1 pseudogene is annotated in these 527 nt (G+C 66.0%); it reads left to right on the top strand.

Annotated features, from left to right (window positions below):
* Positions 1 to 527: pseudogene (locus ACYQ8K_RS30190) on the top strand (dihydrodipicolinate reductase); the annotation flags it as partial.

The following is a 527-nucleotide window of genomic DNA, read 5'->3' as shown; positions in this document are numbered from 1 at the left end:
TATGCGGCCAGCGGTCCCGACCGCGATGGTGCGGCCGTGCCCGACTACGTGCGGCTGTTGACCGCCGGCATCAACGTGGTGTCGACCTCGTCGACGAGCCTGGTGTACCCGCCGTCCTACTTCGCGCCCACCTGGCGCGATGAACTGGATGCGGCGACCAAGGCGGGCCAGGTGTCGTTCTACGCGTCGGGCATCTTCCCCGGCTTCGCTTCCGATCAGCTCGCCCTGTTGATGACCACCCAGTCCAAGAGCATCCGGCGCATCACGGCCAGTGAGGTCGCGCTCAACGATCACTACCCGGTGGCCGACGTGATGATGGACGGGATGGGCTTTGGCCGGCCGCTGGACTTCGAGCCGATGCTGAAGACGCCCGGATTCATCGAAATGGCTTGGAAAGCACCAATTTACCTGATGGCCGAGGGGCTCGGTGTCGAGGTGGAGGAAATCCGCGGTTCGCTCGACCGGGAGCTCACGGACCGGGACATCGAGGTGGCCTTCGGCACCGTGCAGGCCGGCACCTGCGGCGC

The sequence above is a fragment of the Mycobacterium sp. MUNTM1 genome, from assembly GCF_054660795.1.
Note: the sequence above shows the minus strand (reverse complement) of the source record. Positions and strands in the feature narration are given on the sequence as shown.